19 protein-coding genes and 1 pseudogene are annotated in these 23028 nt (G+C 40.5%); 18 read left to right on the forward strand and 2 right to left on the reverse strand.

The features are described 5' to 3' along the window. Both HMPREF0848_RS02455 and HMPREF0848_RS02460 read right to left on the reverse strand, forming a co-directional pair. A pseudogene (locus HMPREF0848_RS02455) lies at nt 1-914 on the reverse strand (ISL3 family transposase); the annotation flags it as partial. Nucleotides 915-1106: 192 nt separating this feature from the next. Further along, a complete protein-coding gene (locus HMPREF0848_RS02460) occupies nt 1107-1637 on the reverse strand; it encodes a hypothetical protein (protein ID WP_008534401.1) in 531 nt (176 codons plus the stop codon). 414 nt (nt 1638-2051) lie between these two features. Here HMPREF0848_RS02460 and HMPREF0848_RS02465 point away from each other — a divergent pair, with 414 nt between their 5' ends. The 18 genes from HMPREF0848_RS02465 (at nt 2052) to HMPREF0848_RS02550 (ending at nt 23028) form a co-directional block, all read left to right on the forward strand. Continuing rightward, complete coding sequence (locus tag HMPREF0848_RS02465) at nt 2052-6851, forward strand: glycoside hydrolase family 70 protein (RefSeq protein WP_008534402.1); 4800 nt, start codon at nt 2052-2054, stop codon at nt 6849-6851. 139 nt (nt 6852-6990) lie between these two features. Then, on the forward strand, nt 6991-8418 hold the full coding sequence (locus tag HMPREF0848_RS02470) for an FtsW/RodA/SpoVE family cell cycle protein (RefSeq protein WP_037608810.1): 1428 nt from the start codon (nt 6991-6993) through the stop codon (nt 8416-8418). A 119-nt stretch (nt 8419-8537) separates the two neighbouring features. After that, nucleotides 8538-9776 carry a GTPase HflX gene (hflX, locus tag HMPREF0848_RS02475; RefSeq protein ID WP_008534405.1) on the forward strand — a complete coding sequence of 413 codons (1239 nt, stop codon included), beginning with the start codon at nt 8538-8540 and terminating at the stop codon, nt 9774-9776. Further along, entirely contained in the window at nt 9769-10410 is a 642-nt protein-coding gene (locus tag HMPREF0848_RS02480) for a cystathionine beta-lyase (RefSeq protein ID WP_008534407.1), read from the forward strand. Before hflX ends, HMPREF0848_RS02480 begins: the two co-directional genes overlap by 8 nt. A gap of 31 nt (nt 10411-10441) precedes the next feature. Next, entirely contained in the window at nt 10442-11371 is a 930-nt protein-coding gene (gene rnz, locus HMPREF0848_RS02485) for a ribonuclease Z (protein ID WP_008534408.1), read from the forward strand. Further along, complete coding sequence (locus HMPREF0848_RS02490) at nt 11371-12138, forward strand: SDR family NAD(P)-dependent oxidoreductase (protein WP_008534409.1); 768 nt, start codon at nt 11371-11373, stop codon at nt 12136-12138. The genes rnz and HMPREF0848_RS02490 overlap by 1 nt, the downstream gene beginning before the upstream one ends. Before the next feature lie 76 nt (nt 12139-12214). Continuing rightward, nucleotides 12215-12619, forward strand: coding sequence for a GNAT family N-acetyltransferase (locus HMPREF0848_RS02495; RefSeq protein WP_008534410.1), 405 nt, complete (start codon nt 12215-12217; stop codon nt 12617-12619). Nucleotides 12620-12918: 299 nt separating this feature from the next. Then, entirely contained in the window at nt 12919-15129 is a 2211-nt protein-coding gene (gene recJ, locus HMPREF0848_RS02500) for a single-stranded-DNA-specific exonuclease RecJ (protein ID WP_008534411.1), read from the forward strand. Nucleotides 15130-15243: 114 nt separating this feature from the next. Continuing rightward, the gene (locus tag HMPREF0848_RS02505) at nt 15244-15762 is read left to right on the forward strand and encodes an adenine phosphoribosyltransferase (protein ID WP_008534412.1); all 519 of its coding nucleotides are present in this window, start codon (nt 15244-15246) and stop codon (nt 15760-15762) included. Between the two features lie 170 nt (nt 15763-15932). Next, on the forward strand, nt 15933-16877 hold the full coding sequence (gene metA, locus HMPREF0848_RS02510) for a homoserine O-acetyltransferase MetA (protein WP_008534414.1): 945 nt from the start codon (nt 15933-15935) through the stop codon (nt 16875-16877). A 73-nt stretch (nt 16878-16950) separates the two neighbouring features. Continuing rightward, a complete protein-coding gene (locus HMPREF0848_RS02515; protein WP_008534415.1) occupies nt 16951-17649 on the forward strand; it encodes a DnaD domain-containing protein in 699 nt (232 codons plus the stop codon). Then, nucleotides 17649-18293 (forward strand): endonuclease III, encoded by a 645-nt coding sequence (gene nth / locus HMPREF0848_RS02520; RefSeq protein ID WP_021151990.1) that lies wholly within the window; start codon nt 17649-17651, stop codon nt 18291-18293. The genes HMPREF0848_RS02515 and nth overlap by 1 nt, the downstream gene beginning before the upstream one ends. A 126-nt stretch (nt 18294-18419) precedes the next feature. After that, the gene (locus HMPREF0848_RS02525) at nt 18420-19181 is read left to right on the forward strand and encodes a hypothetical protein (RefSeq protein WP_037608813.1); all 762 of its coding nucleotides are present in this window, start codon (nt 18420-18422) and stop codon (nt 19179-19181) included. 188 nt (nt 19182-19369) lie between these two features. Beyond that, on the forward strand, nt 19370-20710 hold the full coding sequence (xseA, locus tag HMPREF0848_RS02530; protein WP_008534418.1) for an exodeoxyribonuclease VII large subunit: 1341 nt from the start codon (nt 19370-19372) through the stop codon (nt 20708-20710). After that, complete coding sequence (locus HMPREF0848_RS02535) at nt 20688-20903, forward strand: exodeoxyribonuclease VII small subunit (protein WP_002884058.1); 216 nt, start codon at nt 20688-20690, stop codon at nt 20901-20903. The genes xseA and HMPREF0848_RS02535 overlap by 23 nt, the downstream gene beginning before the upstream one ends. Further along, nucleotides 20903-21775: a polyprenyl synthetase family protein gene (locus HMPREF0848_RS02540; RefSeq protein ID WP_008534419.1), complete on the forward strand. Its 873-nt coding sequence runs from the start codon at nt 20903-20905 to the stop codon at nt 21773-21775. The genes HMPREF0848_RS02535 and HMPREF0848_RS02540 overlap by 1 nt, the downstream gene beginning before the upstream one ends. After that, complete coding sequence (locus HMPREF0848_RS02545) at nt 21768-22595, forward strand: TlyA family RNA methyltransferase (protein WP_008534420.1); 828 nt, start codon at nt 21768-21770, stop codon at nt 22593-22595. Before HMPREF0848_RS02540 ends, HMPREF0848_RS02545 begins: the two co-directional genes overlap by 8 nt. Beyond that, nucleotides 22582-23028 carry an arginine repressor gene (locus HMPREF0848_RS02550; protein WP_008534421.1) on the forward strand — a complete coding sequence of 149 codons (447 nt, stop codon included), beginning with the start codon at nt 22582-22584 and terminating at the stop codon, nt 23026-23028. Before HMPREF0848_RS02545 ends, HMPREF0848_RS02550 begins: the two co-directional genes overlap by 14 nt.

Consider the following 23028-nt stretch of genomic DNA (forward strand, 5'->3'; position numbering starts at 1 on the left):
AAAAGTCTAGTGTCTTCCTAACGACTTCATGTGGACTTAAGGTTTGAGCAAAGGTCTTCGAGTGAAATGATTTACAAGATAACTTACGGCTGTCCTTTTGGAAGAGTCTCCAGTGATTTTTCAAGGCTTGGTAGGGTAGTGACTTCTTATCAAACTGATTCATAATGGCAATTCTTGTCTTCAAAAAGGCTCGACCAAGGTGTTGGATGATGTGGAAACGATCAATAATGATTTCGGCGTTTGGGAAAAGTCTACGAGCTAGTGGGATATAGGCTCCTGACATATCCATTGTAATAAACTGCACTTTTTGGCGAACCTTCAATGGATACTTCAAAAAGTGGTTTCGAATAGTGGTTTGACGGAGATTATCAAGGATGGTTATGAGTTTGTTGGTCTCATAGTTTTGCGCCACAAAAGCGAGTTCACCTTTCTTGAACTCAAACTCATCCCAAGACATAACAGCTGGGAGCTTGTCATAATGCTCCTTGAAAGTAAACTGGTTAAGCTTACGATAGACAGTGGACGTCGACACACGAAGTCTTCTGGCAATATCCGTTAGCGATACCTTCTCAGTTAGAAGTTGAGCAACCTTTTGTCGGACAAGGTTGGAGATTTGGTGGTTTTTCTCAATGATTGATGTCTCAGCTACCATGACTTTCCTACAATTTTTACACTGGAAGCGATTTTTTCAAGCGTAGTAGTGTTGGAGTTCCAGCTTGTTCAAGGAGAGGAATTTTAGAAGATTTTTGAAAGTCATATTTGATCATCTTTCCTTGGCAATGAGGGCATGGTGGTGCAGGGTAATCGAGTGTTGCTTGAACCTCGATGTAGGTATCTTTTTCAAAAACAAGAGAAATAATGATGTGTGGGTCTTTAATTCCGATTAATTCTGTGGTATTCTTAATAAGTCTCATAAGTTCTTCCTAATGATGGTTTGGTTGCTTTTCATTATAGTTCTTATGGGACTTTTTGTCTGCATTCAAAAAGCTCTATAAGAACTATGGTGGTTTTACCCACTACAGAAATTATAGAGCCGAAAAAATCTAACTTTCTGGGTCAGTACACGGTGTTGCTTTTTTTGCGCCCTTTTTAGGGCCCTTCATGTTTTATATAATCGTGATTTGGTATTCTTCCTTCAAATATTTGGACAGTTCTTGCCATTCTTCCTCTTTAAATCGACAAAGATTGACAAAGAGTTTTACAGTGAGATTTTGACTATTAATGACGATATTTGACTTGGAGAGGTTTTGGAGAGTAGACCCGTCTCTAAGTTGAAATTCGATAAAATAGCTCTTACTATTTTGGTGATCTGGGTCACTGACATCAACGACTTTGTAGGCGGCACTCACCAATTCTTCCTTAGGAATAAAGATATCTTTTGGCAAAATGATTCCTTGATAGACATGGATGCCTGTAGGAGTCAATTCAAAGGCAATCTGGCGATTTGTTAGTCTCTTGATCCCAGCAATCATTGCATAGACAGCCACTAGAAATAGACATAATTGAAGGAGTGTTATAAGAGTAAATTTAGGAAAGGCTTCGAAACCTAGAGTGTATAAGAAAGCTAAATGGATAAAGAGAACAATGGCTAAGCTTAGAGAGCCATAACCGATGTATTTCGAATAATAGATTTTCATTGTGGACTCCTTGTTTCTTTAATGAAATGGTAAATAAGTCTTGCTCAAATTGTGATATGACATTGTAATCTCCTCGATCATAGCTTATCAGATGAAAAACTGTCAATGCTTAGATTTAAAGTTCTGAACGACAGGTAAAAATTGAGATGACCTTTGATTAAAATCATCAGGATGAAGAAGTTTGCAAGATGAAAGAAAACATATAGCCTGATTCAGAAAAAATCGATATTTGGATTTTTTTAACAAATCATTATTTAGTTGATTTAGCAATGTTATTCTAATGTCAATTTAAGATGATAAAAATGCCATTAGAATAAGTTTCCTTAAGTTTCTTTGACAATAAAACGTGATATAATGAATGAGTCTTTAAGGTGTAGATTTTTAGACAAAAAATATATTGGGGAAAAATTGAATATGGAAAATAAAGTACGCTATAAACTGCACAAAGTGAAGAAGCAATGGGTTACTTTAGCGGTTGCTTCAGTAGCCTTGGCTACCATTGTTGGTGCTAGTGTTACCACGTCTTCACTTGTTTCGGCAGAAGAAATAAATAATACTAATGGATCACCTTCAACAACTACAGTCGGGGAAAATACAAATCCTGTGGTTGAAAAAGAGGTAGGCACAACAACAGAGGTGGCAAATACTTCAAATGCCACAACAACAGACCGAGCAGCAGTTACTGCTGATAAACCAGCTGAAACGACAGTTCAACCAAATTCAGGAGCAACTAGTGATAGAGCTGCAGCAGTAGAGGTTGAAGCCAAACCTGAAACGACTGCTAAGCCAGAAGTAGCCGCTAAACCAGAAACAGCTACAACATCTGAAGTAGCTGCAAATGCTGGAGTAGCCGCTCCAACGACTGAGAAGTCTAAAGAGCTTTCTGAAGCTGAAATTAAAGCTGCAGTCTCACTCGATAATATTAAAAAAGAAAAAGATGGTAAATATTACTATCTTTTAGAAGATGGATCACATAAGAAAAACTTTGCCATTACTGTAAATGGTCAGGTCCTTTATTTTGATGAGAATGGTGTCCTTTCAAGCACATCAACTTATTCATTCACACAAGAAACAACAAATCTTGTCACTGATTTTACTAAAAACAATGCTGCTTACGATTCAACAAAAGCAAGCTTTGAACTTGTTGATGGTTATTTGACAGCTGATAGTTGGTACCGTCCAAAAGAAATCCTTGAAGCAGGAACAACTTGGAAAGCGTCAACTGAAAAAGATTTTCGCCCACTTTTGATGTCTTGGTGGCCTGATAAGGATACTCAAGTAGCTTACTTGAACTACATGACTAAGGCTCTTAGCAATGGTGAAGAAACAAAAGATGTCTTTACGATTGAAAATTCTCAAGCGAGCTTGAATGCTGCGGCGCAAATCATTCAACGTAAGATTGAGGTTAAGATTGCTGCTAATAAGTCAACAGACTGGTTGCGTCAGTCAATCGAGGCCTTTGTTAAAGACCAAGATAAATGGGACATTAACTCTGAATCTCCAGGTAAAGAACACTTCCAAAAAGGGGCTCTCCTCTTTGTTAATAGTGATTTAACGAAGTGGGCTAACTCAGACTACCGTAAACTTGACCAAACGGCAACAAGTCGTTTGGCAAACGATAAGATCAAGAGTGGTAGTGATGCTGGTTATGAGTTCTTGCTATCAAGCGATATCGACAACTCAAACCCAATTGTGCAAGCTGAAATGCTTAACCAATTGTATTACTTCATGAACTGGGGACAAATCGTCTTTGGTGACAAGGACAAAGATGCTCACTTTGATGGTATCCGTGTTGATGCTGTGGACAATGTCAGCATCGATATGCTTCAATTAGTGTCTTCATACATGAAGGCTGCTTACAAGGTCAATGAGTCTGAAGCACGTGCCCTTGCTAATATCTCAATTCTTGAAGCTTGGTCTCAAAATGACCCATATTATGTTGACGAACACAATACAGCTGCCCTTTCTATGGATAATGGTCTCCGTTTGTCTATTGTTCATGGATTGACTCGTCCGGTAACGAATAAGGGTACAGGTGCACGTAATGCATCAATGAAGGACCTTATTAACGGTGGTTATTTCGGTCTTTCAAACCGTGCGGAAGTTACATCATATGATCAACTTGGTTTTGCAACCTATCTCTTTGTTCGTGCACACGACTCAGAAGTTCAAACGGTTATCGCAGACATTATCAGCAAAAAAATTGATCCTACAACAGATGGATTTACTTTTACATTAGATCAATTGAAACAAGCTTTTGACATTTATAATGCTGATATGTTGAAAGTTGATAAAGAATATACTCATTCAAATATTCCAGCTGCCTATGCTTTGATGCTTCAAACAATGGGTGCGGCAACACGTGTTTATTATGGAGACTTGTATACTGATAACGGTCAGTACATGGCTAAGAAGTCACCATACTTTGACCAAATCACTACCCTTCTTAAAGCACGTTCAAAATATGTTGCCGGTGGTCAAACATCTTATGTCCACAATCTTGCCGGTTCTGGAGTATCCTCTGCTAAGGATAACAAGGAAGTCCTTGTTTCAGTCCGTTATGGTCAAGACTTGATGTCTAAGACAGATACTGAAGGTGGAAAATACGGCCGTAATTCTGGAATGGTGACCCTTATCGCTAATAACCCAGATTTGAAATTGGCAGATGGTGAAACGATTACCGTTAACATGGGTGCAGCCCATAAAAACCAAGCCTATCGTCCACTCTTGCTTGGTACAGATAAAGGTATTGTCTCAGCCTTAACTGATGCTGATACTAAGGTTGTGAAATACACAGATGCGCAAGGTAATCTTGTTTTCACAGCTGATGAAATCAAAGGCTTTAAAACTGTTGATATGAGTGGTTACCTTGCTGTTTGGGTACCAGTAGGAGCTACTGACGATCAAAATGTTCTTGCGACACCATCAACAAAAGCTTATAAAGAAGGGGATAAGGTTTACAGCTCATCTGCAGCCCTAGAAGCACAAGTTATCTATGAAGGTTTCTCAAACTTCCAAGACTTCGTCCAAAAAGATAGCCAATACACCAACAAATTGATTGCGGCAAATGCAGACCTCTTCAAGTCATGGGGAATTACGTCATTTGAGATTGCACCACAGTATGTGTCATCTACTGATGGAACTTTCCTCGATTCTATTATCGAAAATGGTTATGCCTTCACAGACCGTTATGATCTTGCCATGAGCAAAAACAATAAATATGGTTCTAAAGAAGACCTTCGTGATGCCCTTAAGGCACTTCACAAACAAGGTATCCAAGTCATTGCTGACTGGGTTCCTGACCAATTGTACACTCTTCCAGGAAAAGAAGTGGTTACAGCAACTCGTACTGACACGCACGGTAAGGTGATTGATGATACTAGCTTGGTCAATAAACTCTATGTGACAAACACTAAATCATCAGGTCAAGATTTCCAAGCACAGTATGGTGGGGCCTTCCTCGAAAAACTTCAAACCCTTTATCCAGAAATCTTCAAAGAAGTTATGGAAGCTTCAGGTAAGACAATCGATCCATCTGTTAAGATTAAACAGTGGGAAGCTAAGTACTTTAACGGTACAAACATCCAAAAACGTGGTTCTGACTATGTTCTCAGTGATGGTAAATTGTACTTCAACGTTAATGATAAAGGTAGCTTCTTGCCTGCTGCCTTGACTGGTGATACCAAAGCTAAGACTGGCTTTGCTTATGATGGTACTGGTGTGACTTATTACACAACATCAGGTACTCAAGCTAAGGGTCAATTCGTGACTTATAATGGCAAACAATACTACTTTAACGATAAGGGTTATCTGGTGACGGGTGAACAAACCATTGATGGAGCAAACTATTATTTCTTGCCAAATGGTGTCATGCTGGCAGATGGCGTGGTTAAAAACGCTCAAGGTCAATCTTTGGTTTATGGCAAGACTGGTAAATTGACGACGCAAACTGGCTGGAAAGAAGTTAGCGTTAAAGATACCGCTGGTAATGAAGAAAAATTCTACCGATATTTCTTCAAGGGTGGTATTATGGCCACTGGATTGGCTCAAGTAGAAGGTAAAGAAAAATACTTCTATGACAATGGTTACCAAGCCAAAGGTATCTTTGTTCCAACAAAAGACGGTCAAATCATGTTCTTCGACAATGATTCAGGTGAACGTAAGTACTCAGGCTTCTTTGAAAAAGATGGTAACTGGTACTATGCGAATAACAAGGGTTACCTGGCTACTGGATTTACAAAAGTCGGTAGTCAAAACCTTTACTTTAATGACAAAGGTGTTCAAGTCAAGAACCGTTTCTTCCAAGTAGGTGATGCGACATACTATACCAACAACGATGGTGATGTCCTTCGTGGTGCCCAAACCATCAACGGTGATGACCTCTACTTTGATGAGTCAGGTAAACAAGTTAAAGGTAACTTCGTGGCAAATCCTGATGGTACACGCTCATATTATGATGCTATCACAGGTGTGAAACTTGTTGATACGACAGTTGTCGTCAATGGCGAGACCTATAATGTGGATGAAAAAGGGGTTGCAACTAAGGCCCATACATCAGGTTTCTATACGACTGGTGATAATAACTGGTTCTATGCAGATTCACATGGACATAATGTCACAGGTGCTCAATTCATCAATGGTCAAGATCTATACTTTGAATCAACGGGTAAACAAGTTAAGGGTGACTTTGTGACCAATACTGACGGCACTCGCTCATTCTACCATTGGAATACTGGAGATAAGTTAGTTTCTACCTTCTTTACAACTGGAAATGATAAGTGGTACTATGCCGATGCTAAAGGTCATGTGGTGACAGGTGCTCAAGTCATCAACGGTCAAAAACTTTACTTTGGAGCTGATGGTAAACAAGTTAAAGGTGGTTTTGCACCAAATCCAAATGGTACTCGTTCATTCTACCACGGTGCTACTGGAGATAAGTTAGTTTCAACTTTCTTCACTAGTGGAGACAATAACTGGTACTATGCTGATGCTAAGGGAGAAGTCGTTGTCGGTGAACAGACTATCAACGGACAACACCTTTACTTTGACCAAACTGGAAGACAGGTGAAAGGAGCAACGGCTTCAAATCCTGATGGTTCAATCTCTTACTATGATGTTCATACAGGGGATAAGGCTGTTAATCGCTGGATTAAGATTCCTTCAGGTCAATGGGTATACTTCAATTCTGAAGGAAAAGGCTACATGTCAAATTAAGACTAAAGAAAGAAGTCAATCACATTTGTGTGGTTGCTTTTTTCGTTAAAAAAATGTTAATTTTTTATACATTTAGGTCATTTGTCTGGACGAAAAAGTGGTATAATAACTCTTACTAAATCTTTATTTTGGAGTGCACATGACTAAGTCAAAAAACACTATTGAAAGTCGGATAGATTACTCGATTCTCTTACCAGTTCTAATCCTGTTACTGGTTGGCCTAGTCTCGATATTTATTGCGACAAACTTTGATTACCCCAAGAATCTCGTGCAAGTCATGTCCCAGCAAGTACTATGGATTTTCCTAGGTTCAGTACTTGCTTTTGTTGTCATGTTATTTAACACTGAGTTTCTTTGGAAAATAACTCCTTGGCTGTATGTATTTGGCTTGGGGTTGATGGTCCTGCCCCTTGTTTTCTATTCACCTGCTGTGGTGGAATCTACGGGTGCCAAAAACTGGGTCAGTATTGGATCGGTTACCTTGTTTCAACCGTCTGAATTTATGAAGATTTCCTATATCCTCTTTCTTTCGAGGATAGGTGTCTGGGCTAAGCAAGGCCGGGAAGTGACCGACCTTAAGGATGATTGGCTTCTCCTCTTCCAGTATACTGCAGTTACCCTCCCTGTTTTGGGCCTTTTGGTTCTCCAGGGTGATATGGGGACAGCCTTGGTCTTCCTGGCAATTTTAGCGGGTATAGTCGTTGTTTCAGGAATATCCTGGCGTATCCTCTTGCCAGTGGTTCTAGCCTTTGTGGCGGGTGTAGCCCTGTTTGTCATGGTCTTTATCACAGATTGGGGTAAGGAAGCTCTGATTAAGATGGGGGTTCAAACTTATCAGATTAACCGTATCTCAGCTTGGTTGGATCCTTTCACTTATGCGGATGGTATTGCTTTTCAACAGACTCAAGGCATGATTTCTATTGGTACTGGTGGTATCTATGGTAAAGGATTTAACCATCTAGAGTTAAATGTCCCAGTTCGTGAGAGTGATATGATTTTCACAGTAATTGCAGAGGATTTTGGTTTGGTTGGTAGTGGCTTGGTACTTCTGACCTATCTCTTCCTCATTTACCGTATGTTACGAGTGACTTTTAGGTCTAACAATCGCTTTTATACCTTTATCTCTACTGGTTTTATTATGATGATTGTCTTCCATATTTTTGAAAATATTGGGGCAGCAGTAGGCATCCTTCCTTTGACAGGTATTCCTTTGCCATTTATTTCTCAAGGGGGATCTTCACTCATCTCGAACCTAATTGGAGTTGGTTTGGTGCTTTCGATGGCTTATCAAACCAATCTTAATGAGGAAAATAAAATTCTCCTAGCTATGTCTCGTCGCATGCGTGTCTCAGGGACTAGTCATGTGAAGCCTGTTACCAAGACTCATCCTAAAAAAAATAAACCCTCTAAGAGTGCTAACAAGGCCACTCAAGAGTTAGTCAAGGCTAAAGATAAGGTGGATAAGGCAACAGAGAAAATGCGTCAAACCATTTCTCAAAATACGCCAAGCCTTCATCAAGGTAAGCGTCGTAAGGGTTCGAAAAATAAACCGACACGCAAACACTAAGCAGAAGCAAGTTGACAAGTTCAACTTGTTTTTCTTTGTAAAAAATTAAGGCCCGTGTCCTCCTCTTTGCCCCTGCCTGTGGTATAATAGAAGGCGACTATTTCGAAAAGGGGTTTGCTATGATAGAGACAGCCAAGCAGCAAGAACGTGCTATTTTAGTAGGTGTTGAATTGCAAGAAACAGAGCATTTTGACATGTCCATGGAGGAGCTTGCCAGTCTTGCCAAAACAGCAGGAGCAGAGGTTGTAGCTAGCTATACCCAAAAACGTGAGCGCTATGATAGTAAGTCCTTCGTAGGTTCAGGAAAATTAGAGGAAATCAAGGCCATGGTGGATGCGGATGAGATTAGCACTGTCATTGTTAATAACCGTTTAACGCCTCGCCAAAATACCAATCTTGAAGCAGCCTTTGGTGTAAAAGTCATTGATCGTATGCAATTGATTTTGGATATTTTCGCCATGAGAGCCAGAAGTCATGAAGGGAAACTTCAGGTACATCTAGCCCAGCTCAAATACATGTTACCACGTCTAGCTGGACAGGGGATTATGCTCAGTCGTCAAGCGGGGGGCATTGGTAGCCGTGGACCTGGTGAAAGTCAGTTGGAGCTCAATCGTCGTTCCATTCGTAATCAGATTGCTGATATTGAACGTCAATTAAAGATTGTGGAGAAGAACCGAGAAACCATTCGTGAAAAGCGTGTTGATTCAAGTACCTTTAAAATTGGCTTGATTGGTTATACCAATGCTGGAAAGTCAACTATCATGAACCTTATGACGGATGATAAGCAGTATGAGGCCAATGAACTCTTTGCGACTCTTGATGCCACAACGAAGAAAATTTATCTTAAGGACCAATTTCAAGTGACCCTGACGGATACGGTTGGATTTATTCAGGATTTGCCAACAGAATTGGTTGCGGCTTTTAAATCAACGTTGGAAGAAAGCCGTAATGTTGACCTACTTTTGCATGTCATTGATGCCAGTGACCCCAATCATGAAGAGCATGAAAAGGTGGTCTTGGACATTCTCAAAGACTTGGATATGAGTGATATTCCACGCCTTGCTATCTACAATAAGATGGATGTAGCTGATAACTTGGTGGCAACCGTCTTTCCTAATGTTCGCCTCTCAGCGCGTGACAAGGGGAGCAGAGAAACACTTAGAAGACTCTTGATTGATGAGATTCAGCAACTGTTTGAGCCTTTTAGTATTAAGGTTCATCAAGACCAAGCTTATAAACTCTATCAGTTGAGTCAATTGGCCTTGCTAGATAGTTACAACTTTGAGACAGAAGTGGAAGAAATTACAGGATTTATTTCCCCAAAAAATAAATGGAAATTGGAAGAATTTTATGACTGATTATATGGATTTAGCTTTGAAATATGGTGGTTTTACAAGTTTGGATAAGGTTTATTTGAAAAATACCCTGTCTGATCTTTCGGACAGTCAAAAATTGGCCTTTATTACCCCTCCACCAAGTGTCATTAATGCTTATTTTGCAGAGATCTACCAGAAACAATCTCCAGAAGCAGCAACGGATTACTACTTGGAGTTGTCAAAAGCATTGGATTTGTTTAATTTGGCACCATCTTTTGATGAGCGTAAGCCCTTTATTCGTCTCAATCTTTCAGGAAAATCATACGGTTTTTGCTATGAAACAGATGATGAGGTTGCCCATGTCTTCTCAGAGCAATTAGAGGTTCCAACAACGACTATTTTGTTTGAACTTGCTCAAGTTTTTCCACACTATAAAGTTTATCTTGAAGGAAGCAAAATTAAGATGGCTAAGGTTGACTTTGATGAAGAGGTGCTAGAAGAACTAACTCCAGAAGGTCAGCTTCTTAGTCGTGTGTCTAAGCTTAAGGGAAATGTCATCAAGTTGGCTAGTTTCAATCAGGATGAATTAGTCGAACTTTTGGCTCAGTATAAAGGGCAAGTGATTTATTATGGCTTTGCACAACGTGAATGCCTGGCTTATATTGTCCAGAAATAAGAAGAACAATAGATAGAAAGTATAGAACGTTATGGAATTACAATTTTTAGGGACAGGAGCTGGACAACCATCCAAGGCTCGGAATGTATCGAGCTTGGTTTTGAAGCTACTCGATGAAATCAATGAAGTTTGGATGTTCGATTGTGGGGAAGGAACCCAGCGTCAGATTTTAGAAACAACGATAAAGCCTCGTAAAGTTAAGAAAATCTTCATCACGCATATGCATGGAGACCATATCTTTGGTCTACCTGGTTTCTTGGCTAGCCGTTCCTTCCAATCTAGTGAAGAACAAACAGATCTAGAGGTTTATGGTCCAGTCGGTATTAAACAATATGTCATGACCAGTCTTCGTACCTCGGGGACACGTCTTCCTTACCGAGTGCATTTTACTGAGATTGATGTGCATAAGTTAGGCTTGGTTATGGAAAATGACAAATTTGCTGTTTATGCTGACAAGTTGGATCATACTATTTTTTGTGTTGGCTACCGTGTGGTTCAAAAAGACCTAGAGGGTACTCTGGATGCTGAGGCTCTCAAAGCAGCTGGTGTCCCATTTGGACCACTCTTTGGTCAAATCAAGAATGGTCAAGATGTGGTTCTTGAAAATGGTACAAAAATCATTGCCAAGGACTATATTTCTGCGCCTAAGAAAGGCAAAGTGATTACTATCTTGGGTGATACCCGGAAGACGAATGCTAGTGTTCGTCTGGGATTGGGTGCTGATGTCTTGGTTCATGAGTCAACTTATGGTAAGGGTGATGAAAACATTGCCAAAAGTCATGGACATTCAACCAATATACAAGCAGCCCAGGTCGCTAAAGATGCTTCAGCCAAGCGTTTGTTACTCAATCATGTGTCAGCTCGTTTCTTGGGCCGAGACATCGGTAGGATGGCGGCAGATGCCCAAACGATTTTCAAAAATACCTACATTGTACGAGACTTGGAAGAGGTAGAAATCTAATGGCTAAACAACGTATTATCGCTATTACGGGTGCCTCAGGAGGTCTTGCTCAAGAAATTGTTAAGCAGCTCTCCCCCAGTGATGGCATTATCCTCTTAGGCCGAGATAAGGACAAGCTGGAGAAATGCTATCGTCATGTGGAAAATAAAACCTGTCTTGCCATTGACCTTAGAGACGACAATGCCATTAAAGAAATGGTAGATTATCTCTATCAACGTTTTGGCCGTATTGATGTTTTTATCAATAATGCTGGCTTCGGCGAATTTAAATCTTATGATTGTTACACTAGCCAAGAAGTCCGTGATATGTTTGATATCAATACCTTTGCGACCATGACCTTTTCACGTCTGATGGCTGAGAAAATGGTGGAGCAAGGCCATGGCCATATCATCAATATCGCCAGTATGGCGGGGAAAATTGCGACAGCCAACTCAAGTGTCTATGCAGCGACAAAGTTTGCGGTAATTGGCTTCTCAGATGCCCTACGTCTGGAACTAGCTGATAAGGGCGTTTATGTGACAACCGTCAATCCAGGTCCAATTGAGACAAGCTTCTTTGATCAAGCTGACCCCTCTGGAGCTTATCTTGAGAGTGTTAAAAAGTTTGTCCTCAGTCCTAAGTACGTGGCTAAAAAGATTGTCCGTATTTTTGGCAAAAACAAACGAGAAGTCAATCTGCCACGACTCTTAGCAGTTGCTCACAAAGGCTATACGCTATTTCCACGCATCTCGGACAAGCTAGCTACCAATATATTTAACTACAAATAGGGGGGTGCTAGACGGCATCAAATATCCAATCTTATTTAGAAAACCTCCAGCACTATAGGTTAAAAAAGGAGTTAAGATGTTAGAATACAAACAAGAAATTCCAGCGATGGAAGACCTACTCGCATTGTACAGCTCGGTTGGCTGGACCAATTATACTAACAACCCATCTATGCTAGAAGAAGCTGTCAAAGCCAGTCTCTGGCAGTTGTCAGTCTATGATAAGGAGGAGCTAGTAGCCTACATTCGCTTGGTAGGAGATGGTCACTCTGTCATTTTTGTGCAGGACCTCTTGGTGCAACCAGATCATCAGCGCCAAGGTATCGGAAAGAAACTCTTAGAAGAGGCTTTAGCAACTTTCCCCAATGTCTATCAACGGCTCCTTGCCACTGAACGTAGCGAGAAAAATCTAGCCTTTTACCAATCTCTGGGCTTTGTCGAACTTTCAGAGCAAGCCTGTACAGGGATGATTTATAAAAATTGATGTAGAGGATTTCCGGACAGGGAATCCTTTTCTTCTTGTTTTACCCTACATTGCTTGAAAACGATAGTAGAATAGAGCTAGATAAAAGGAAGAGGAGAAAACACAAGTCAAAAAGGGCACAATATCCAGACTATTATTTTGTCTAGAAAAGCAGGTCTTGATTATAAATGTACCACGAGTCTAAACACCTTCCGATGTTTTCCATTTTCTTTTTAGGAAACTTAGGTTTCTATCCACTATGATAAATTTATTCATGTTATAATATGTAGACTAGAGAACAGGGAGAAAATATAAGTAACATGATTACATCAACGTATGATTGGAAAATAAACACAAAAGAGCCAGATGCTGGCTTTTTTAAACTTGCCAAAGAACGAGGGCTGGCAGAAACAGCAGCCAAGATTGCCTATGAACGAGGCATTACGACAGAAGATGCTCTTGAAGACTTTCTAAAGGCTGATTTATCACACCTTCATGATCCTTATCTTCTTCATGATATGGATAAGGCAGTGGCTAGAATTCGTCAGGCCATTGAAAATTATGAACAAATCTTAGTCTATGGAGACTATGATGCAGATGGTATGACATCAGCATCGATTGTCAAGGAAGCCCTTGAAATGATGGGGGCTGAAGCTAGAGTCTATTTGCCTAACCGGTTTACAGATGGTTATGGGCCAAACGAAAGTGTCTACAAGTACTTCATTGAACAGGAAGGTATTTCACTCATTGTTACAGTGGATAATGGGGTAGCGGGGAATGAGGCTATCGCTTATGCGCAAGAGCAAGGTGTGGACGTTATCGTTACAGACCATCACAGTATGCCGGCACAACTTCCAGATGCCTATGCCATTGTCCATCCAGAGCATCCAGATGCCGATTATCCTTTTAAGTATTTGGCAGGTTGTGGTGTAGCTTTCAAATTGGCAACGGCCCTCCTTGAAACTATTCCTACAGAGATGTTGGACTTGGTAGCCATTGGTACCATTGCTGATATGGTTAGCCTAACGGATGAAAATCGTATTATGGTCAAGGTCGGCCTGGAAATTCTAAAGACTACTGAGCGTATTGGGCTTCAAGAATTGCTCCGCATTTCAGATGTAGACCCAACAACGATTTCTGAAGAAACGGTCGGTTTCAAACTGGCTCCTCAACTCAATGCCTTGGGACGCTTAGATGATCCGAATCCAGCCATTGAACTACTGACCGGATTTGACGATGAGGAAGCTCAAGCCATTGCTCTGGAAATCAATGCTAAAAATGAAGAACGTAAGGAAGTTGTTCAAAAAATCTTTGATGAAGCCATGACTATGGTAGACTTGGACAAACCAGTTCAGGTTTTGGCCAAGGAAGGTTGGCATCCTGGCGTTCTAGGTATTGTAGCGGGGCGCATCATGGAGCAAATCAGCCAGACAGTAGTGGTTTTGAATATTGAAGATGGCTTGGCTAAGGGTTCAGCCCGTAGTCTGGAATCTATCAATATCTTCCATGCCCTAGATAATCATCGAGACATTTTTACTGCTTTTGGAGGGCATGCTGGAGCAGCTGGGATGACCCTTCCAGAGGAAAATCTTGGTCAACTCTCCGATATTTTGTGCCATTATGTCTATGACAATGACATTGAAACAAGCGCTAAAAATACACTCAATCTAGACGAGGAACTCAAGCTCAGTGAGCTTAGCTTGGATACTATAAAGAGCCTGGGAAAATTAGCTCCTTTTGGCATGGATAATAAAAAGCCAGTCTTTTGCCTACATGATATTACAGTGACTCAAGCCAGGACTATGGGGCAAAATGGAGCCCATCTTAAGTTTAAGGTTAAGCAAGGCAAGGCTAGTTTTGATGTTGTCGCCTTCAATAAGGGTGATTTGCTTCAAGAATTCCAACAAGCTCAAGGTTTGGAATTAGCCGTGACCTTATCTGTAAATGTTTGGAATGGTCAGACAACACTCCAGCTTATGCTTGAGGATGCGCGTGTAGAAGGCATCCAATTATTTGATATTCGTGCTAAAAATATGACTCTACCAGAAGGCGTACCGATGGTAGAAGAAGCATCAGACACAGCACCTGAGGTAGTCCTTAATAAGTTGCCTGAATCTGCGACAGAATTGAAAGAGTGGTTTGAAGGTAAGGATTTCCAAGCGATATACTTTAAGAATAGCATCAAACAGGCTTATTATCTGACCGGCTATGGAACCAGAGAGCAGTTTGCAAGGCTCTATAAGACCATCTACCAATTTCCAGAATTTGATGTCCGCTATAAACTAGATGACCTCAGTCATTACCTTAAAATTGATAAAATTCTCCTTATCAAGATGATTCAGATTTTTGATGAATTGGATTTTGTGAACATTGATAATGGTGTTATGACAGTCAATAAAGAAGCTGAAAAACGTGACATTGAAGACAGTCAGATTTTCCAAGACCTTAAACATTTAGTTAAGTTCCAAGAACTTATGGCTTTGGGAACACCACGGGAAATTTATGATTGGCTCTACAAGCCAGAGCAGTAGTGACCAACTAAGATAATTGGCTTAGAATCTAGGGGTTAGCATTTTCTAAATCCACGGATTCATGCTATAATAATATGTAAATATTTTTTGGCAAAATGCCTATAGGAAGAACAAATGAAATTAGAAGACTATATTGCATCTATTGAAAACTACCCTAAAGAAGGGGTTACTTTCCGTGATATTAGCCCATTGATGGCTGATGGAAAAGCTTATGGCTATGCTATTCGTGAAATCGTTCAGTATGCTACGGACATGAAGATTGATATGATTGTTGGTCCAGAAGCACGTGGTTTCATTGTTGGATGTCCAGTTGCTTATCAACTTGGAATTGGCTTTGCGCCAGTTCGTAAACCTGGTAAATTGCCACGTGAAGTCATTTCAGCAGATTACGAAAAAGAGTACGGTGTTGATACGCTTTGTATGCACGCTGATGCCATTAAACCTGGCCAACGTGTCCTTATCGTTGATGATCTCTTGGCGACTGGCGGAACTGTGAAAGCCACAATTGAAATGGTAGAACGCCTTGGCGGTGTTGTTTCTGGTTGTGCCTTCTTGATTGAACTTGACGGTCTTAATGGACGTCAAGCTATCGAAGGCTATGACACTAAAGTATTGATGAACTTCCCAGGATAATTTATTCCTGATTTTACAAAAGGCCTTAGGGCCTTTTTAACTCTTTTAAACAGAATATGCTTTCTTATATAGTTTTAAGCTATAGCTAACTAGAGAAAATATATATTTGATAACAATACCTCCCCGGTTTATAATATGAAGATAGAATAGACAAGGATGGAGATGTTGTTATGCCTATAAAACTTGATAATAAGTTACCAGCTCTTGATGTATTGCGTTCGGAAAATGTCTTCATCATGGATGAGAATAGGGCTAGTAGTCAGGATATACGACCAATGGAGGTCCTAATCCTTAACCTAATGCCAACTAAAGAAGTGACAGAAACCCAGTTGCTACGTCTTTTGGCAAATACGCCACTACAGATTAACGTTGAGTTTCTTTATATGGCTAGCCATAAATCGAAAAACACCCATGCCGAACATATGAAGACTTTTTATAAGACATTTGATGAAATCAAGGACAAGTATTACGATGGTCTTATCGTGACGGGGGCTCCTGTTGAACAAATGCCTTTTGAGGAAGTTGATTATTGGCAGGAATTGACACGAGTTTTTGACTGGTCTAAAAAGCATGTTTATTCAACCCTTCATTTGTGTTGGGGGGCTCAAGCAGGCCTTTACTACAAACATGGGGTTGACAAGGTTGCCTTGCCAGAGAAATTATCTGGAATCTATAAACAAACCGTTGATATGCCAGAAAATTTCCTCATGAATGGTTTTGATGACAGCTTTGTGTCACCTCACTCACGCTATACAGAAGTCACTCTTGAAGATATCAAAAACAAGACAGATTTAGATGTTGTTGTTTCAGGGCCTGAAGTAGGACTGTCTATTTTAGCCAGTAAGAATCTTCGTGAGGTTTATAGTTTCGGCCACTTTGAATATGACAGAGATACATTGGCTAGAGAATATCGAAGGGATTTGGATGTGGGCATTAACCCAGATGTACCAGCGAATTATTTTCCAGAGGATGATCCTAATCAGGAACCTCAACTGCGTTGGAACCTTGCAGCATCAGCTTTCTTTAGTAATTGGATTAACTACGCGGTCTATCAAGAAACACCATATCGTTTAGAAGAGTTGGAAGATGATTTTTCATTCTACGGTTATTTGTAGCAGACAGATTCAAGAGTCTTATATGTGATTATTTAGACTTTTGGCGTCAGTCTAGCAACTCTGAAAGGTTATTATGAGTTTTTTTGAACAGTATCGATCAGGAAATCTGGTCCTTCCAAACGCCTTGTTTTTCCATTTTAAGGATATTTTTCCGTCGGCGGATGACTTTTTAGTCTGGCAATTTCTCTATCTGCAAACGACAACTCAGATTGGAGAAGTGGCTTCTAGTCAGATTGCGCAAGCAACTGGCAAGACACCAACTGAGGTTAATAAGAGTATTACGACATTGACTGAGGCCGGACTCCTTGATTTCACAACAATTAAGGTTAATAATGAAATTGAGATGGTTGTTGATGCTTCACCTGCTTTAGCTATTTTAGATAAGCTAATGAGTAAGGAAAAGACAGTGTCAGGCCCTGTCATTGGTCAACCAACCAATACACAACTCATCAAACAACTGACGGATGAGTTAGAACAGGCTTTGGGAATCTTGAATCCTATGGTTATTGAAGATTTAAATAAGGAAATTCAAGAAGAACATACTGATCCTGAACTTATTCGTGAGGCTTTGAGAGAAGCTGTCTTTAACCAAAAAACAAATTGGAATTACGTTAAAGGCGTTCTTCGCAACTGGAAATTGAGTGGCATCACTACTAAACTTCAAGTTGAACAGCGTCGTCTGGAGCATCAAGGAAAGAAACAGGTTCATCAGGTTTCGGAAGACTTCAAAACAGGAATGGATGCAGCCCGTCAATTATGGGGGGGTCAATAATGTTGGGAAGAAAGCGTGTTAATGAAGCTCTAGCCTTGATGGGAGAGATGTTTCCCAATGCTCATGGAGAGTTGGAGTGGAAAACTCCTTTCCAGCTATTAGTTGCTGTTATTTTATCAGCCCAGACAACAGACAAAGCTGTTAACAAGATTACTCCCGGTCTGTGGGCGCGTTATCCAGAAATTGAAGATTTAGCATCTGCCAATCTTGATGACGTTGAAATGTGCTTACGGACCATCGGCCTCTACAAGAATAAAGCTAAGAATATCATTAAAACGGCTAGAGCTATTCTAATGAATTTTGATGGGCAAGTTCCCAAAACACACAAAGAATTAGAGAGTTTACCTGGTGTGGGAAGGAAAACAGCTAATGTTGTTTTAGCCGAAGTTTATGGGATTCCATCCATTGCTGTTGACACACATGTCTCACGTGTTTCGAAACGCCTAAATATTGTTGCAGAAGATGCAACTGTAGAGGAAATTGAAGCAGAGTTGATGAAGAAAATCCCCAAAAGAGACTGGATTATTAGTCATCATCGCATGATTTTCTTTGGACGTTATCATTGTTTAGCTAAGAATCCTAAATGTCAGTCCTGCCCCCTTCAAAGCTATTGTAAGTATTATAAGGAAATGATTAAGAAATAAGTTGGAGAATGTGAGTTTCTTCAACTTTTTTATAGCTGTAAGATTTTGTTACAAACTAGTAACTTGACAAAAGTCTCAGGCTTTAAGAAAATAGAAGAAACGATTTAGAAGCAGGAGCGGTATAGTATGGCTGAATTCAGTAATGAAGAGTATCTCAGAGCCTTAGCAGATAATGGTGATAGAGAAGCAGCCAAAGAATATGAGCAGGCTTTGGATAATCGTATCTTTCAGTTGCAAATTTCTTTGGCTCAAACGAGTGATCCGCAGGGCCGTAAGGAAGTGCAAAAACTCTTGGAACAAGAGGAAAAGAAAAAAAGGGACTACTTTCAAGAAAAAGAGGAAAAAGCTGTGAGCGAATTTAGACGTCGTAAGAATGAACCTACTAGAAGTAGGAAGGTTTCGAGTTTTGATAGGCTAAGAGACCCTAAAGTGATTAGATGGGTGATTGGCGTTGTGGCAGTAGCTGCTGTTGTGATTCCTGTTGTCACTCTAATGTGGTATAGTAATAACCAAAACGAAAACGTAACCAATCCTTGGAAAAATGGCCAGTTAGCCAAAAGTAAGGAAGCAGCTGCAGCATCTTCAGAAAATCAGTCCTCTAATGTTGATACGTCATCATTGTCTGATCAGCAGTTAGAAGACTGGGTAGTTTCTACCTATGCCAAGGAACAAGGCTCAACAGGCGAAAATTATAAAAATCTGGGTTGGAATGTTTATTCATGGACTGACGATGACGATAATCTGGTCTATGCCCAACTCTCTGATAGTTATGGTAATGATGTCCTTCTTTTCCGAGTTGACAAAAAAGGTCAGTTAGAAGCCTATGGTGGTCTTGATGGTTCAAGTGGATCTTGGGACGTCGTTTCCAAAAAATATTCAACAAGCTAATTAAACCGTTATAAAACGCCTGACTAGGGTGTCTGAGACTGTCTTTTGACAGTCTTTTTTGGTATAATTTAAGGTAATCGTGTATACAATTAAAAAGTTGATTATGGAGATTTGAGATTATCAGTTGGACGGAACTTTTTTAGTCTCCTCGGATTTTTCACTAATCAGTTTTAAAAAGGAGAGTTGTCGTGTCAGACTATTTATCGGTCACCTCTTTAACCAAATATTTGAAAATGAAATTTGACCGTGATCCTTATTTAGAGAGGGTATATTTGACAGGTCAGGTTTCCAATTTTCGTCGTCGGCCGAGTCATCAGTATTTTTCTCTTAAGGATGAGGGAGCTGTTATCCAAGCAACAATTTGGGCAGGAGTCTTCAAAAAACTTGGTTTTGACCTCGAAGAAGGGATGAAAATCAATGTTGTTGGTCGGGTGCAAATCTATGAGCCTAGTGGTTCCTATTCGATTATTATCGAGAAAGCTGAGCCAGATGGTGTGGGTGCCTTGGCTCTCCAATTTGAACAGCTTCGTAAGAAACTAACTGCTCAAGGTTATTTTGACGAGCGTCATAAACAGGCTCTTCCTAATTTTGTCAAAAGGGTTGGGGTTGTCACGAGTCCTAGTGGTGCGGTTATTCGAGACATCATTACAACAGTTAGTCGTCGTTTTCCCGGAGTGGAGATTTTACTCTTTCCTACCAAGGTTCAAGGAGAAGGAGCTGCACAAGAAATTGCTGAAAATATCCAAAGAGCCAATCAAAGGGATGATCTGGATCTTTTAATCGTCGGTCGTGGTGGAGGTTCTATCGAAGATCTTTGGGCCTTTAACGAAGAAGTTGTGGTGCAATCGATTTTTGAGAGTCGTTTGCCTGTGATTTCTAGTGTTGGTCATGAAACCGATACGACTTTGGCTGACTTTGTAGCAGATCGTAGGGCCGCTACCCCTACAGCAGCGGCAGAGCTTGCAACGCCAGTATCTAAGGCGGATACCTTGGTTTGGATTCGGGAAAGACAAAACAGGGCTTATCAAGCTTGTTTGAGACGTATACAGTATAACCAAGAGCGTTTAGCCAAATTGTCACAGTCTATTGTCTTTAGGCAGCCTGAGCGCCTTTATGACGGCTATTTGCAAAAGCTTGACCAATTGACAACCCGACTTGAAACCTTGATAAAGCAGGAGTTTGAACGTAAACAAAAAGAAACGGCTCTTTTAAGTCAGAGACTGCAAGGTTTGAATCTCTTGGCTAGTGTAGAGAATTATCAGGACCGTCGGGAGTCCTTACAGCGTTTGTTAGTTACTACAACCAAGAACACCCTTAACGGATATCGTGTCAGACTAGAGAAGGCACAAGAGGCCCTATTATCACTGGACACTAGTCGTATTGTTGCAAGGGGCTATGCTATTGTCAATAAAGACGATAAGCCCCTAACCACTATCAAGGATATTACTGAAGGTGATCAATTAACTATCCAAATGAGGGATGGAGAACTAGAAGTAGAGGTAAAAAATGTCAACGAAAAAAACATTTGAGGAAAATTTACAGGACCTAGAAGCCATCGTTACTAAACTTGAGACAGGCGATGTTGCTCTTGAAGATGCTATTGCGGAGTTCCAAAAGGGTATGGCCCTGTCTAAAGATTTGCAGAAGACCTTGGAAGATGCTGAAAAGACATTGGTTAAGGTTATGCAAGCAGACGGTACAGAAACGGAAATGGATGCCTAATGACTAAGCGTGGAAAAATTGATGCTGCTATCCGTGATTACTACCAAAAGAAGAATCTTCCAGTATCACATGAACTGATTTCAGCGATTCTTTATTCAGTTGATGGTGGTGGGAAGCGTATTCGTCCTCTCATTTTCTTGGATTTGCTTGAAGGATTTGGTTTAGAGTTAACTGATAGTCATTTTGATGTCGCAGCGAGTCTTGAAATGATTCATACAGGAAGTCTGATTCACGATGATTTGCCGGCCATGGATAATGATGATTACCGTCGAGGATGTTTGACAAACCATAAAAAATTTGACGAAGCAACGGCGATTTTGGCTGGTGATTCTCTCTTTTTAGATCCCTTTGATCTACTTGCCCAAACAGAGCTATCAGCAGAAATTCGTGTTGAATTGATTCAAGCTCTCTCTCATGCTTCAGGAACCTTTGGTATGGTAGGTGGTCAGATGCTGGATATGAAGGGTGAAGGTCAAGAACTTGATTTATCACAACTGGCTCAGATTCATGAACATAAGACAGGTAAGCTCTTAACCTTTCCTTTTGTGGCAGCAGGTATTGTTGCTCAACAAGGACTAGAGGTTTTGGACAATCTTCAGGAAGCCGGTCAGCTGATTGGTCTAGCCTTTCAAGTGCGTGATGACATCTTGGATGTGACAGCTGATTTTGAAGCCTTGGGAAAAACACCTGGAAAAGATGTGGTGGCTGGGAAATCAACCTACCCTGCCCTACTTGGTTTGGATAAATCATATGACATTCTCGAGGAATCTCTTAACAAAGCTGAGGCTATCTTCCAAAATTTGGCTGAGAGTCAAGGTTTTAAAAAGGACAGCGTTATAGAAATCATAGAAAGGTTACGACTCCATGCCTAAGGAAAGAGTAGATGTCTTGGCCTATAAACAAGGCCTTTTTGACACACGAGAACAAGCTAAACGTGGCGTTATGGCTGGTTTGGTTGTGAATGTTATCAATGGTGAGCGTTATGACAAACCTGGTGAAAAAATTGATGATGCGACAGAGTTGAAGCTTAAAGGGGAAAAACTTAAGTATGTCAGTCGTGGAGGTCTTAAACTTGAAAAAGGCTTGAAGGTTTTCAATCTCTCGGTTGAAGGCATGACTACGATTGATATTGGTGCTTCGACAGGTGGCTTTACTGATGTTATGCTTCAAAATGGGGCTAAACTGGTTTATGCTGTTGATGTCGGTACTAACCAGCTGGTTTGGAAACTGCGTCAGGACGAACGTGTTCGTTCCATGGAACAGTACAATTTTCGTTATGCTGAACTTACCGATTTTACTGAAGACTTGCCATCATTTGCATCTATTGATGTCAGTTTTATCTCTCTTAATCTGATTCTACCTGCTTTGGCTAAAGTCTTGGTTGATGGTGGACAAGTTGTTGCCCTGGTCAAACCGCAATTTGAGGCAGGTCGTGAACAAATTGGGAAAAATGGCATTGTCCGTGAGAGCAGTGTTCATGAGAAGGTGCTAGAAACAGTCACTGCTTTTGCAGTTGATTATGGCTTTTCGGTTAAAGGGTTGGATTTTTCCCCTATTCAAGGTGGCCATGGTAATATTGAGTTTCTGGCCCACTTAGAGAAAACAACTTCGCCTAAGAATGAGGTTATATCCGCTATCAAGGAAGTTGTAGCACAAGCACATAAGGAGTTTAAGAAAAATGAAGAAGAATGATCGTTTGGAGCTAATCCGAAAGATTGTCCAAGAAAATAAAATTACGACTCAGGGAGAATTGGTTAAATTACTCCAAAACGAGGGATTAAAAGCTACTCAAGCCACCGTATCACGTGATATTAATGAAATTGGAATCACAAAAGTCCCTTCTGAAGATGGTTCCTATATCTATGGGCTTTCAAATGCCCCTAGACGTTCAGGTGTATCTCCAGTTGGATCTAAGCGCTTAATCCGTATTGACCGTCAACAAGCTTTCATGAATATCCAGGTTCAGCCTGGAACTAGTCGTCTCATCAAAAAGATTCTTTTGGACGAATACAAGCACTTGATTTTTAGTTTAATTGCTGACGATGACACCCTCTTTTTAGTGGCTCAGTCAGAATTAGCAGCTATTGAATTACAGGGACAGATTGTCAAGTGGGTTGAAGAATAG

This window comes from Streptococcus sp. C150, assembly GCF_000187445.1.
GTDB classification, from domain to species: Bacteria; Bacillota; Bacilli; order Lactobacillales; family Streptococcaceae; genus Streptococcus; species Streptococcus raffinosi.

What these genes read in the sequence shown, in the direction of transcription:
- HMPREF0848_RS02540 (WP_008534419.1), top strand. Translation starts at nt 20,903, where the DNA reads ATGACTAAGCGTGGAAAAATTGATGCTGCTATCCGTGATTACTACCAA.
- HMPREF0848_RS02495 (WP_008534410.1), top strand. Translation starts at nt 12,215, where the DNA reads ATGTTAGAATACAAACAAGAAATTCCAGCGATGGAAGACCTACTCGCA.
- HMPREF0848_RS02535 (WP_002884058.1), top strand. Translation starts at nt 20,688, where the DNA reads ATGTCAACGAAAAAAACATTTGAGGAAAATTTACAGGACCTAGAAGCC.
- rnz (WP_008534408.1), top strand. Translation starts at nt 10,442, where the DNA reads ATGGAATTACAATTTTTAGGGACAGGAGCTGGACAACCATCCAAGGCT.
- HMPREF0848_RS02490 (WP_008534409.1), top strand. Translation starts at nt 11,371, where the DNA reads ATGGCTAAACAACGTATTATCGCTATTACGGGTGCCTCAGGAGGTCTT.
- HMPREF0848_RS02465 (WP_008534402.1), top strand. Translation starts at nt 2,052, where the DNA reads ATGGAAAATAAAGTACGCTATAAACTGCACAAAGTGAAGAAGCAATGG.
- hflX (WP_008534405.1), top strand. Translation starts at nt 8,538, where the DNA reads ATGATAGAGACAGCCAAGCAGCAAGAACGTGCTATTTTAGTAGGTGTT.
- HMPREF0848_RS02550 (WP_008534421.1), top strand. Translation starts at nt 22,582, where the DNA reads ATGAAGAAGAATGATCGTTTGGAGCTAATCCGAAAGATTGTCCAAGAA.
- HMPREF0848_RS02505 (WP_008534412.1), top strand. Translation starts at nt 15,244, where the DNA reads ATGAAATTAGAAGACTATATTGCATCTATTGAAAACTACCCTAAAGAA.
- HMPREF0848_RS02515 (WP_008534415.1), top strand. Translation starts at nt 16,951, where the DNA reads ATGAGTTTTTTTGAACAGTATCGATCAGGAAATCTGGTCCTTCCAAAC.
- HMPREF0848_RS02545 (WP_008534420.1), top strand. Translation starts at nt 21,768, where the DNA reads ATGCCTAAGGAAAGAGTAGATGTCTTGGCCTATAAACAAGGCCTTTTT.
- metA (WP_008534414.1), top strand. Translation starts at nt 15,933, where the DNA reads ATGCCTATAAAACTTGATAATAAGTTACCAGCTCTTGATGTATTGCGT.
- HMPREF0848_RS02460 (WP_008534401.1), bottom strand. Translation starts at nt 1,637, where the DNA reads ATGAAAATCTATTATTCGAAATACATCGGTTATGGCTCTCTAAGCTTA.
- HMPREF0848_RS02525 (WP_037608813.1), top strand. Translation starts at nt 18,420, where the DNA reads ATGGCTGAATTCAGTAATGAAGAGTATCTCAGAGCCTTAGCAGATAAT.
- HMPREF0848_RS02470 (WP_037608810.1), top strand. Translation starts at nt 6,991, where the DNA reads ATGACTAAGTCAAAAAACACTATTGAAAGTCGGATAGATTACTCGATT.
- HMPREF0848_RS02480 (WP_008534407.1), top strand. Translation starts at nt 9,769, where the DNA reads ATGACTGATTATATGGATTTAGCTTTGAAATATGGTGGTTTTACAAGT.
- recJ (WP_008534411.1), top strand. Translation starts at nt 12,919, where the DNA reads ATGATTACATCAACGTATGATTGGAAAATAAACACAAAAGAGCCAGAT.
- nth (WP_021151990.1), top strand. Translation starts at nt 17,649, where the DNA reads ATGTTGGGAAGAAAGCGTGTTAATGAAGCTCTAGCCTTGATGGGAGAG.